General features: G+C 41.5%; 9 protein-coding genes and 1 pseudogene. 4 read left to right on the top strand and 6 right to left on the bottom strand.

The features are described from left to right. The first annotated feature begins 209 nt into the window (after window positions 1-209). Window positions 210-416 (top strand): hypothetical protein, encoded by a 207-nt coding sequence (locus tag LIT25_01795; protein USK34179.1) that lies wholly within the window; start codon window positions 210-212, stop codon window positions 414-416. 92 nt (window positions 417-508) lie between these two features. On the opposite strand, the gene LIT25_01790 is transcribed toward LIT25_01795, so the two are convergent. The 3 genes from LIT25_01790 to LIT25_01780 all read right to left on the bottom strand — a co-directional run bounded on the left by LIT25_01790 (window position 509) and on the right by LIT25_01780 (window position 2,434). Next, the gene (locus LIT25_01790) at window positions 509-778 is read right to left on the bottom strand and encodes a hypothetical protein (GenBank protein ID USK34178.1); all 270 of its coding nucleotides are present in this window, start codon (window positions 776-778) and stop codon (window positions 509-511) included. 507 nt (window positions 779-1,285) lie between these two features. After that, window positions 1,286-1,609 carry an antibiotic biosynthesis monooxygenase gene (locus LIT25_01785; protein ID USK34177.1) on the bottom strand — a complete coding sequence of 108 codons (324 nt, stop codon included), beginning with the start codon at window positions 1,607-1,609 and terminating at the stop codon, window positions 1,286-1,288. 3 nt (window positions 1,610-1,612) lie between these two features. Further along, a complete protein-coding gene (locus LIT25_01780; GenBank protein ID USK34176.1) occupies window positions 1,613-2,434 on the bottom strand; it encodes a GNAT family N-acetyltransferase in 822 nt (273 codons plus the stop codon). 193 nt (window positions 2,435-2,627) lie between these two features. Between LIT25_01780 and LIT25_01775 the strand changes: the two genes are divergently transcribed. Then, the gene (locus LIT25_01775) at window positions 2,628-3,110 is read left to right on the top strand and encodes a hypothetical protein (protein USK34175.1); all 483 of its coding nucleotides are present in this window, start codon (window positions 2,628-2,630) and stop codon (window positions 3,108-3,110) included. A 118-nt stretch (window positions 3,111-3,228) separates the two neighbouring features. Here the strand turns inward: LIT25_01775 and LIT25_01770 are convergent, their stop codons facing one another. From LIT25_01770 to LIT25_01760, 3 genes and pseudogenes are all read right to left on the bottom strand, one after another. Further along, a complete protein-coding gene (locus tag LIT25_01770; protein USK34174.1) occupies window positions 3,229-4,071 on the bottom strand; it encodes a carbohydrate ABC transporter permease in 843 nt (280 codons plus the stop codon). 16 nt (window positions 4,072-4,087) lie between these two features. Beyond that, window positions 4,088-4,968: pseudogene (locus tag LIT25_01765) on the bottom strand (sugar ABC transporter permease). 88 nt (window positions 4,969-5,056) lie between these two features. After that, window positions 5,057-6,310 (bottom strand): sugar ABC transporter substrate-binding protein, encoded by a 1,254-nt coding sequence (locus LIT25_01760; protein ID USK34173.1) that lies wholly within the window; start codon window positions 6,308-6,310, stop codon window positions 5,057-5,059. Between the two features lie 353 nt (window positions 6,311-6,663). On the opposite strand from LIT25_01760, the gene LIT25_01755 reads away from it, so the two are divergent. Both LIT25_01755 and LIT25_01750 read left to right on the top strand, forming a co-directional pair. Next, on the top strand, window positions 6,664-8,829 hold the full coding sequence (locus tag LIT25_01755; protein ID USK34172.1) for a glycoside hydrolase family 3 C-terminal domain-containing protein: 2,166 nt from the start codon (window positions 6,664-6,666) through the stop codon (window positions 8,827-8,829). Between the two features lie 18 nt (window positions 8,830-8,847). After that, window positions 8,848-12,189, top strand: coding sequence for a cellobiose phosphorylase (locus LIT25_01750; protein ID USK34171.1), 3,342 nt, complete (start codon window positions 8,848-8,850; stop codon window positions 12,187-12,189). Window positions 12,190-12,234: the final 45 nt, after the last annotated feature.

Below are 12,234 nucleotides of genomic sequence, written 5' to 3'. Positions count from 1 at the left end.
GCTTGTGCAGGATTGACTTGGTTTTTTGGTTTGATATAGTTTTAGGATGCTAAAGAGAGAAAGCAGAAGCTGAGTATCCGCCAAAGGAGTGACTCCCGTGAAAAGCATACAAAGCCGCCTGTTGATTATGCTGCTGATTTTCATCGTGCTGCCGTATTTCCTATCTGTTTTTTTCATCTATACCTACACAAAAAATAGTGTGGAGCAGCATGCTTGAAAACAGCCGGGAGCAGCTTCAGAAGAATGCGGAGGAGCTTGAGCAGTATCTTGACGGCATGATTGATTTTCCTTATATCCTTTACCGGGATCCTGATCTGTTCCGGATTTTTAACAGCGACTTTGAAGACTCCATTTATTTCAGCCCCAAGACGATGGAAAAGAGTCTCGAAACCTTTTATCTGATGAGAAACACTTAGTGAGTTGACTGCAGCTGCCGAAAAGCTGCAGAAGGAGGGCATTACCCCATTTGCAACAGGCTATTATGAAGGCTGGAAGCTTGGCGATCATCTTATGAATGTTCTTTCTTCCGCTCTTCTGGTAAAGAAGTTGCTCCAAAACGGAATTTGGCACACTTTCTTCCTCTCTTCCGGTGAAGAAGTTGTTCCAAAACGGGATTTGGCACACTTTCTTCCTCTCTTCCGGTGAAGATGTTGTTCCAATACGGAATTTGGCGCACTTTCTTCCTCTCTTCTGGTGAAGAAGTTGCTCCAAAACGGGATTTGGCACACTTTCTTCCGCTCTTCCGGTGAAGATGTTGTTCCACAACAGGATTTGGCACACTTTCTTCCGCTCTTCCGGTAAAGAAGTTGTTCCAAAACGGGATTTGGCACACTTTCTTCGGCATTTATGGTGAAGAAGTTGCTCCAAAACGGGATTTGGCGCACTTTCCTCGGCATTTATGGTGAAGATGTTGTTCCAAAACAGAATTTGGCGCACTTTCTTCGGCATTTATGGTGAAGATGTTGTTCCAAAACGGAATTTGGCACACTTTCTTCCACTCTTCCGGTGAAGATGTTGTTCCACAACGGGATTGGGCACACTTTCTTCCGCTCTTCCGGTGAAGAAGTTATTCCAAAACGGGATTTGGCACACTTTCTTCCGCTCTTCCGGTAAAGAAGTTGTTTCAAAACCGCGTTTGACGCACTTTCTTCGGCATTTACGGTAAAGAAAGTGTTTCAAAACCGAGTTTGACGCACTTTCTTCCGCACATCCGCTGTTAAATTTGTTCCAATACGGCGATCAGCGTACTTTTTTCAGATCAGCCACTGATAAAAACGCACCAATATCACACCTCAAAAAAGCTTTGTCTCTCTACTTTGCAAACCCTGAGAGAAAACGCTTTGTACCATTCCCCTTTTCCTCGATCCTGGGCTGCCATATGGGCTGAATGTTCTTTCCATTTTTGGATGGAGTCCAGAGAGTCCCAATACGAAACGGTAATCCCTAATCCTTCATCCCGTGCGCTTTCCACGCCTAAAAAGCTTTGCTGAGAAGCCAGCTCTACCATTTTGTCCGCCATGATCCTGTACCCATTATCCGCCTCCGTTCTCTCTGAGGCAAAAATCACTGCATAATAAGGCGGATCTGGAGTTTTTGCAATTCCGCTCATATGTCACTTCCCCTTCATCCAATCTTCTCGTGTTAATTTCATATTAATAGAATCAATCCATTCTCCTTCAAACTCTAATTCATTTTGATCGACACTTTGTATAACAAACCCCAGGTTTTCATACACCTTCATTGCTCTGGGATTAAAAGCAAAAACACTCAGCGTCATGAAGCTGAGGTCTGTATTTTTAAAAACATACTCGATGATTAGCTGAGATGCTTCCGTTCCCAAGCCGCGATCTCTGCCTCTCGGACCAATAAGGATTCTGAAATTCATGCTTTGATTTTGTTCATCATATTCATTGACCACTACTTCTCCAACCAAGATATTTGGGAATTTATCAACAATCGCAAGGTCCAAGCGGTCGGTTTGTTCATTTCTGGAGTGATACCAATTGTAAACCTCTACTCTGTCGTACTCGTCAGAACTGCCGGTATATTTTAGAACGACAGGATCCTTTAAACATTCTTCTATAAAGGGTAAATCTTCATCAGCTTTAAAAGGTCTGAGGATTACTTTTTCTCCTGTAATGACCGTCTTCATGCTCAAACCCGCCATTTTTTCTCCTTTCATCACCGATCCAGAATCCAAAAACCGACCGGCGTTATCTTCAACAGATTTTCGTTTATGTTTTTCCGTAATGATTTTTTTGTTGAAAATCCTTACTTCGCCAACCATAAGCAGCCTCATATCTTCTACGATATATTTGGTCAGATCCTTATCAGAGATGTCATCTCCTTCAATATCAAGCCGGAATTCCTGCCCCTGAAGTCCTCCCCCGTTAGTAAACTCGATTTCAAAGTCGAATTGAACTCTTTTATCCATTTGATGCCTCCTTAAACGTTTGGTTAAAACTCACTGTCTTTGTACATTCAACAAAAAGAGCATTAGCCCTTCTTTGAGCCAATATCAATATACGACTAAAATCCAATCAATATGTACCATACCTCTCCTCTCAAGGACTCCCCTATAATTCTAATTGTACAAGCAATCACACATAAAACGAGGAGGAAGACTTATGAACTTTAGCAGGCTTGCCAAGCAGGCAACAGCAGTAACACTCAGTACTGGCATTCTATTAAGCCAACAAGCATTCGCAGCAGAAAAAGGATATCCGGCATGGGGATTCTCACCGGCAGCTACACCTGACGGATACAGTGAATTCGCAGCAACTCCGCTGGGCACTTCCGAATATAAAGACGGGGCGACTGTAACGGCACATGCATCCTTCCTCGCACTAGACTATGACCCGGAAGCGGTACAAAAGAACATCAAAGCGTTAAGAGAATTAGACACTTACAGTACTTATGGCTTCTATGATTCTGTTAACGTTGAAACCGGCGAGATTGCTAAAGCGTATCTTGCATTGGATCAAGGGATGATCATGGTATCCATTGCCAACTTCTTAAAAGATGGTATGATCCGCGATTACTTCCACCAGGATCCAATCGGCAAAAAACCTGAAGAACTGCTGGAAAAGGAAGTGTTTTCTATCCAATAAGCAAGGAAAAGCACCAGTGTCCATTGGGAAACTGGTGCTTTTTTCTGACTATTAAATATGGGTGTAAATTGAGGTTTGTTAATCGATCAAAGGACTGACAACAGTCAGTCCTTTGATCTTATTTCATACCTGAAATGGTATATCCTTCGATAATGTGCTTTTGAAAGATGATAAAGATAATGACGATTGGCACGACCATAAAGGTTGAACCTGCCATTTGCAGCGCAAAGTTACCGCCATACTGACCTTTCAATAAGCTCAAACCAACTGATAAGGTGTATAAACTTTCATCATTTGCAATAATCAACGGCCATAGGAAACTGTTCCACCCCGCTATGAACGTTAATATTCCTTGAACTGCCATGATTGGCTTTGATATTGGAAGGATCAGCTGCACGAAAACCCGTAACTCGCTTGCTCCGTCTAATCGGGCAGCTTCAAGCAGTTCGTCTGGAATTGTAGACATGAACTGTCTGAACAAAAAGATGCTGAATGCTCCGACCAACCCTGGTAATACAACTCCCGCCATCGTGTTTGTTAATCCCATCTGATTTAGAATCAAATAGACTGGAATCATCGTCACTTGTCCCGGAATCATCATGGTCGCAAGGACAAGATAAAAAAGCTTTTCTCTGCCTTTAAACTTGTATTTAGCGAAGGCGAATCCAGCCATCGCATTAAAGAAAAGGCCGACAAAAGAACAGAGGACAATGAAAATCGTATTGCGAAGATAAACAGCAAAGTTCATGTTTTCAAATAAGTAGATGAAGTTTTCCGTTGTAAAGGTTTCAGGCCATAGAGTTGGAGTGAGCTGAAGCACTTCACTTTCAGGCTTGAACGCAGAAAGAATCATCCAGATAAAAGGAATAGAAACCAATAGTCCTCCAAGAGTTAAAACGATTCCTGCAATCCATTGCTGAATTCTGTATGCTTTTTTTGCATCAGATACTGTTGCTTTCATGTTCCCGCCTCACCTCTTAAAAGTCTGTATCTTTCTTTTGCAATTTGAACTGAATCATCGTAATGATAATAATCGTAATAAATAGAACGAACCAGCAGCCGCGTATCCGAAGTTGCTCAACTGGAATCCGTTGCGGTAGATAAACAGGGCAACAGAAGTCGTACTATCCAGCGGTCCTCCGTTTGTCATGACGAATGGTTCCTCGAAGAACTGAACCCATCCTATCATCGTTGTAATCGATACGAAGAAAATTGCGTACCGAAGCAGAGGTATTGTTATCTTCGTAAGCTGCTTCCAGTTGTTTGCTCCATCGAGCTGAGCAGCTTCGTAATAGGTTTTTGGAATACCTTGAAGAGCAGCTAAGAAAATAATCATATTGATTCCAATTGCACGCCAAACTGCCAGTGCAATTAAAGAGACTTTTGCAATCGTTGGATCCTGCAGCCAAGGAATGGAAGGAATCCCCACTAAGCCTAACAGATAGTTAAACAAACCGAACTGAGGATTATAGAGGTAAGTCCATACGACTGCTACAGCAACGACGTTTGTAATAGAAGGCATATAAAAAACGAGCCGAAAAGCCTTAAAGATTCGGGCTGTACCGAAATTAATCAGCAACGCGATGCCGAGTGAGCATGCAATAACAAGCGGCACACCAATTACTACGTAAAAGATGGTATTACCAATCGATTTTAAGAATATCGGGTCTTTAAAGATATTCACATAGTTTTCGATTCCAATAAAACTAATATTCGAGTAATCAGCGAGTCCGGCAAGATCTATATCTGTAAAACTAATGACCAATGCAAGAACAATAGGGATAAGAGAAAATAAGGCCAATAGAAGTAGAGCTGGCCCAATAAAGAGATAAGGAGTTGTTTTTGAATAGCTTTTCATGTCTTTCACATCCTTCATGGTTGCCCTGAACTCGTCAATAAAAAGGTAACGAGCAGCAGGAACTGCTCGTTATCTATATTGACCTGACTTATTTTTTTAAGATTTCTTCTGCTTGTTTGTCGAAGGAATCCAGCTCTTTCTGAACATCTGCACCGCCGCGATAGATCTTCTCGAAGCTCTTCAAGTAAGTTTGGGCGATTTCTTCCCATTGCTTAATAACAGGCATTGGCTGAGAATTCTCCATTTGTTCCCCGAATGCTTTGTAGTACTTATTTCCAGTAAGAGATTCATCTTCCCAGGCTTTTTGAGCTGCCGGAAGAGAGTTCGTCATTTCCATCCACTTTAATTGTGTCTCAGGTTTACTCATGTAAGCTGCAAATTTTAATGCTTCTTCTTCATTCTTTGTGTGCTCAAATACAGACAGATTAGATCCGCCAAGTGCTGATACATTGTTTTCTTTTGCCGGAAGAACAGCAGTTGCCCATTTTCCTTCTAATTCAGGAGCTTGGTCGTTGATCAATTTGATCATCCATGGACCGCTGATAAACATAGGCAGAATACCTTCTCCGCGGAATCCTTGAACGATGTCGATACCCAGATCATCTTTTGGCGCTGCTCCGCTCTCATAGAAACTGTTCAGATAATTTACTGCTTCTGCAAATTTTGGTTCGTTGAATTTAGGATCGTTTTCTGCTCCCAGCAGCTCAGCTCCGTTTTGACGGGCGAACATAAAAGATAAACTTTGCTCTTTTGCATCAATAGCAATTCCATATTTTCCTTCTCCGCGATCAGCAAGCTTGTCCGCCGCATCTTTCAACTCTTCCCAAGTCTTAGGGGCTTCTTTATAGCCTGCTTCCTCAAGTAAATCTGTACGGTAGTAAAGTAGGCGGGTGTCTACATACCAAGGCACACCAACCATCTTATCTTCGTATTTCGTGGTTTCAACAGATCCTTCAAAGAAGTGCTTCGGATCAAGTTCCGGATAGTCTTTCACATGAGGAGTTAAGTCTTTTAAGGCTCCTGCTGATGCAAATTCAGGAATCCATGTTGTTCCCATTTGCAAAACATCCGGTCCTTTTTTAGATGCAACAGCTGTCAGCAGTTTGTCGTGTGCTTGATCCCAAGGAAGTGCCTGAACCTTTACATCGATTTCAGGATTTTCTTTTTCGAATTCTTCTGCGATTTTAGGAAGGGATTTTGCTTCTTCCCCCATTCCCCAAACGGTTAATGTTGTTTTTCCGTCTTCACTTGACTCAGAAGAGCAGCCTGCGAGTACCCCAGTAATCAATAAAGCTCCAACCATTGATTTTACTGCTGACTTTTTAAACCAATGCTTTTTCATGTTTGTTCCCCCTCTTATTTGCTTCCTATTTGTATTTAAGACTAGAGTCATAAATACACAAGTAAGCATTTCCTTTTTTGATAATGTAGACTCTTTATTCAAATTATCATTGAAACGTTTCGATAAACACATTATAATTCAAGCTGTAATCGTTTACAACATGAAATTGAAAAAATGAAAAAACTTCTAAAATTCTTTATTAACAAAGGGTTTTTCAAGTTCTTCTTTTTAATTTTAATGCCAATGAAAAATTGACACCTGTCAGTGTTAGGCTTATAATCGCATTGAATTTAATAGAAACGTTTCGATGATATCTGTACTTTCAAATACTAAAATTTAAGGAGCGCGGGTGAATGGACAAAATACGAATTACATCTCTAATAGAAAAAATGACGATTCATGAGAAAATCTCTCAGCTAATCCAGCTTGCTACCCCTTTTTATGAAGGCGCTGCTACTGAAGGACAAATTACTGGACCTATGCTCGAGCTGGGAATAAAGAAGGAAGATGTCATCAACAGCGGATCTGTACTTGGCGCATCAGGCGCAAAGGAAGTCCGAAACATCCAGGACGCTCACATGAAAGAGAACCGGCTTGGTATTCCGCTCTTAATGATGGCAGATATTGTTCATGGCTACAAAACCATTTTCCCCGTTCCTTTAGCCATAGGCTGTTCGTGGGATTTAGAGGCTGCAGAAAAAAGTGCTGAAATCGCAGCAAGAGAAGCATCCGTCAGCGGGATTCATGTCACCTTTGCACCTATGGTCGACCTCGTACGCGACCCTCGTTGGGGAAGAGTAATGGAGAGTACGGGAGAAGATCCTTTTTTAAACAGTGAATTTGCAAGAGCTTTTGTAAGAGGCTTTCAAGGAAATGACCTTTCAGGTGACACAGATCGTGTAGCCGCTTGTGTAAAACATTTTGCAGCTTACGGAGCGGCAGAAGGCGGACGTGATTATAATACGGTAGATATGTCAGAGCGTCAGCTTCGGGAGTCATACCTTCCTGCCTATAAAGCGGCATTAGACGAAGGCTGTGAGATGGTCATGACCGCATTTAATACAGTGGACGGAATCCCTGCGACTGGGAACAAAAAGTTGATGCGCAACCTCCTTCGAGAAGAAATGGGCTTTAATGGTGTTTTAATTTCGGATTGGGGAGCCGTAAAAGAACAGATTCCACATGGCATTGCGCGAGATGAAAAAGATGCAGCGGAGAATGCAATCAAAGCTGGTGTCGATATTGAAATGATGACATCATGCTATGCACATCATTTAGCAGCGTTAATAAAAGAAGGAAAAGTAGAAGAAAAGAGAATTGATGAAGCGGTATACCGCATTTTAGAGCTAAAGGAAAAGCTGGCTCTTTTTGAAAATCCCTATCGCGGGGCCGATGTACATCGTGAAAAAGAAGTGGTGCTCTCTCGAACACATCGAGAAGCAGCATATGAGCTGGCCGTTAAATCCTGCGTATTGCTTAAGAATGATGGAATCTTGCCTTTAAATAATGAAAAGAAAATTGCCTTAATAGGACCTTTTGCAGAAAACGGAGATCTGTTAGGACCGTGGTCATGGCAAGGTTCAAAGGATGACGCTGTAACCCTGCATGAAGCCTTTTCTGCAAAACTAAGCCCTGAAGACCTAGTGATTGAAAAAGGCTGCGGGATTGAAACCAGCTCAGATGAACTTTTTGAAAAAGCGGCCGCAAAAGCAAAAGCAGCGGATATCATCGTTCTTGCACTTGGAGAAGATTCTGAAATGAGCGGAGAAGCTGGATGCCGCGCAGACATTCGTCTGCCAGAGGTTCAATTAGAGCTCGTTTCAAAAATAAAAGCGCTTGGTAAACCTGTTGTCATTGTCCTTTTTAATGGAAGACCTCTTGATCTGTCTGGAATTGAAGGACAGGCAAATGCCATTTTAGAGGCTTGGTATCCTGGGACAGAAGGCGGAAATGCGGTTGCAGATCTTCTTTTTGGAGAGCGAAATCCATCCGGAAAATTGACGATGTCATTTCCATTTACAGCAGGACAAGTTCCTGTTTATTACAATAACTACAATACCGGCCGTCCAAAAGATGCACCAGATGCGCAAATCCGTTATGTTTCTCAGTACTTGGACATTCCAAATGAACCATTATATCCATTTGGATTTGGTTTAAGCTATACACATTATAAATACAGTGAGCCAAAGCTATCATCATGTACAATATCGCCCGATCACCCGTTGACAGTTTCCGTTGATGTAACCAATTCCGGCAAGACGGCTGGAGAAGAAATCGTTCAGCTATACATCCGTGATATGGTTGGTGAAGTCATTCGGCCGTTAAAAGAATTAAAGGCATTTGTAAAAGTGAAGCTCGATCCAGAGGAAACGAAAACAGTTGAATTTATTTTAATAGAAGAGCAGCTTCGCTATTACCATGCGGATCTATCTTTTACCAGTGATGAAGGGGAATTTACTGTCTTTGTCGGCGGCAGCAGCCATGATGTTAAAAGCGCTTGTTTTGAGCTTACAAAATAGAGAATTGAGGGGTATTTGATGACAACTGCGACGAAGGGAAAATTTGAAATCAAAAACGGTGACTATCGTTTTACTTTTTTACATTCTGGTGATATTTTCGAAGTTTCTTATAAAGATACGATGATTAACCAGTGGATGAGCAATCCAATTGATGGCGCTTTGAACAATCTATACTTGCGTCTATTTCTGCCCGAGGGTATGAAAGTCACACCTTTAGTAGGCACGCGTTCAAACAGTACAGTTTCTTATAATGAAAGCCAGGCCATTTGGGAGGGGTCTTTTGAAGACGTTTCGTATAAAGTCGTATTCACGTTAACTCCAAATGGCATTTGGTTTTGGAATGTGGAGGTAAACGGTGCGAATGTGAAAGCAGACCTCATCTATGGACAAGATGTCGGCCTTGCTCATAGAGGGGCAGTCCGGACAAACGAGGCGTTCACCGCGCAATATGTTGATCATCAAGTATTTGATAAAAAACCATTAGGCTATGTTGTTTGTTCCCGTCAGAATCAGCCTAACGGAAATAAATTTCCTTACTTACAGCAAGGCTCATTAACGAAAGCAATCGGATATGCTACAGACGGATTTCAATTCTTTGGACGTTCTTTTAAGGAGACGGATGTACCTGAAGCACTCTATCAAAAAAACCTTCCAAACTCCGTGTATCAATACGAGTTTGCTTACATTGCCCTTCAATCAGAAGCAGTTGAGCTGCAAGGCATTGAACAGTTTGTCTTTTACGGATGCTTTAAAGAAAATCACCCGGAAGCGGTAACATCTGCCCAGTTTATTGATGAGGTACTCGATGCCTGGAAAAACGTACAGTCTCTGCAAAGTAAGGAAACAATCACACTTTCAAAGGTAAAACGGAATAAGCAGTTTACAGGAACGGTAAAAACAGCCGATCTTAGCTTAGAAGAAGTAAAAAATCTGTTTCCTGAAAGAATTCTAGAGGAATACGAAGGAGACAAGCTGCTGTCTTTCTTCACGCCAACCTATGAACATATTGTGTTAAAAGAAAAAGAAAGAATGGTAGAACGTCCACATGGTCACATTCTTGTAACGGGTAATAACGTTCACCTAAAAGAAGATACTGTCTCAACAACATCTTATATGTACGGGATCTTCAACTCACAGCTCGTTGTCGGAAACACTTCGTTTCATAAGATGCTGACGAATGCACGCAATGCACTGAATGTGATGAAGACTTCAGGTCAGCGCATTTATGTTGAACTGGACGGAAAACTTCAGCTGTTGACGATGCCTTCACTGTTTGAAATGGGCTTTAATTATACACGCTGGTTCTACAAAATAGAGAATGATTTGTTCACCATCACAAACTTCACCACGGTTGATTCACCGGAAGTAGTGCTTCAACTAAAGGCTCAGAGCGGGAAGAACTATCGTTTTGTCATTACGAACCAAGTATCCATGAACAATCAGGAATATGAAGCTCCGTTTAAGATGGAAATAAAAAGAGATGTTTTGGTGTTCTATGCTGACGCTTCTTCAGACAGTGCAAACACGTATAAAAACCTGTGCTATCATATGAAAGTCGCTGGTGCTGAAATGAACGTAACCGATGAAACAATCTTCGGCGAAAAGATTGATTCAGGAACTGCATCACTCGTAGTTTGTGATTTGGCACCCACAAGTGAGTGGACTATGACTGTCCAAGGGTTAATTGATGGCCGCTCATTTCCTTTTAATGAAAAAAACGCAGACACAGAAATTGAACGCTATCGTGAATTTATACGTCAAACAAATCGAGGCTTCCACCTATCTAAATTCGGAAAAGAAACAGCAGAACTGCAAAAGATGAACGCATTAGCACACTGGTATACGCACAACATGCTCATTCATTATTCGGTTCCGCACGGATTAGAGCAATACGGCGGAGCTGCTTGGGGTACTCGTGATGTTTGTCAGGGACCGACAGAGTATTTCCTGTCCACACAGCATTATGATGCAGTTAAAGAGATCTTGCTTACGTTATACTCTCATCAGTATGAAGAAACAGGAAACTGGCCGCAATGGTTTATGTTCGATCAATATTTCACCATTCAGCAGGAAGAATCCCATGGTGATATCATTGTATGGCCGCTTAAAGCTGTGACAGATTATCTTTCAGCAACAAATGATTTTGAAATCCTGTCGGAAGAGATTCCTTATACAGACACTTCATTTAATTTTACTGATAAGACATACACATTATTAGATCATATTCAAAAGCAGATTAACTATATGAAAGCTAACTTTTTGCATGATTCTCATTTATCTTCGTACGGCGACGGAGACTGGGATGACACACTTCAGCCAGCGAACCCGCAGCTTAAGAAGTACATGGTGAGTTCATGGACAGTTGCGTTAACCTATCAAGTAATGGCGCAATTCTCTCAATTGTTAAAACAGATCGATGAGAAAAGGGCCTCAGAATTAGGAAAGCTGGCTGATGGCATCAAGGCAGATTTTCAAGAATATATACTGAGCAACGATGTCATTCCTGGATTTGTGTATATGGAAAATGCAGACGATCCCCAATTCATGCTGCATCCATCAGATAAAACGACAGGCATCAACTACCGATTACTGCCGATGACCAGAAGTATGATTGCAGAGCTTTTAACACCTGAACAAGCAGAACAGCACCTTCATATCATTATGAATAAATTTTATTGCCCGGATGGTGTAAGATTAATGGATAAGCCTGCCCATTATAAAGGCGGTGTGAGCACACACTTCAAACGTGCTGAACAAGCATCTAATTTCGGGCGTGAGATTGGATTGCAATATGTTCACGCACACATCCGGTTTGTAGAAGCAATGGCTAAGCTTGGAAAGACATCAGAAGTGTGGAGCGGTCTTGAAAAAATTAACCCGGTTATGATTCAAGAAGCTGTTCCGAATGCAGAAAGACGTCAAAGTAATGCCTACTTCAGCAGCTCAGACGGTGATTTCAAAACACGTTATGAAGCTCAGGAACGTTTCGATGATTTAAAAGCAGGCAAGGAAAAAGTTAAAGGCGGATGGCGCATTTATTCGTCAGGACCCGGAATCTATATGAATCAGCTGATCTCTAACTGTTTAGGAATAAGGGTGAATGGAGAAAATCTCATCCTGGACCCTGTTCTGCCTGAAAGCATGCAAGGCTTAGAATTTCATTATATGTTGGATGAGAAGCCTGTAACATTCATTTATCATATCAGCGGAAATGATAAAAAGCGGTTAATTATCAATGGAAAAGAAAAGGCAGCTAAAACTTATCACAATCTTTACCGTGACGGAGGTCTAGTGGTAAACCGCTCAGAATTAATCGGTGAGTTGAATGACAAGAAAAATACCGTAGAGATTTATTTATAATCATTAGGTATAATATAGGAAAACGTTTACAAAAAAAGAGGTTGG

This window comes from Bacillus sp. F19 (genome assembly GCA_023823795.1).
In the GTDB taxonomy this organism is placed as follows: Bacteria; Bacillota; Bacilli; order Bacillales; family Bacillaceae; genus Bacillus_P.
This window is presented reverse-complemented; position numbering and strand designations above follow the sequence as displayed.

Bases quoted from the DNA above. Each gene is read 5' to 3' on its own strand.
- LIT25_01795 (USK34179.1), top strand. From the start codon at position 210: ATGCTTGAAAACAGCCGGGAGCAGCTTCAGAAGAATGCGGAGGAGCTT.
- LIT25_01785 (USK34177.1), bottom strand. From the start codon at position 1,609: ATGAGCGGAATTGCAAAAACTCCAGATCCGCCTTATTATGCAGTGATT.
- LIT25_01780 (USK34176.1), bottom strand. From the start codon at position 2,434: ATGGATAAAAGAGTTCAATTCGACTTTGAAATCGAGTTTACTAACGGG.
- LIT25_01775 (USK34175.1), top strand. From the start codon at position 2,628: ATGAACTTTAGCAGGCTTGCCAAGCAGGCAACAGCAGTAACACTCAGT.
- LIT25_01770 (USK34174.1), bottom strand. From the start codon at position 4,071: ATGAAAGCAACAGTATCTGATGCAAAAAAAGCATACAGAATTCAGCAA.
- LIT25_01760 (USK34173.1), bottom strand. From the start codon at position 6,310: ATGAAAAAGCATTGGTTTAAAAAGTCAGCAGTAAAATCAATGGTTGGA.
- LIT25_01755 (USK34172.1), top strand. From the start codon at position 6,664: ATGGACAAAATACGAATTACATCTCTAATAGAAAAAATGACGATTCAT.
- LIT25_01750 (USK34171.1), top strand. From the start codon at position 8,848: ATGACAACTGCGACGAAGGGAAAATTTGAAATCAAAAACGGTGACTAT.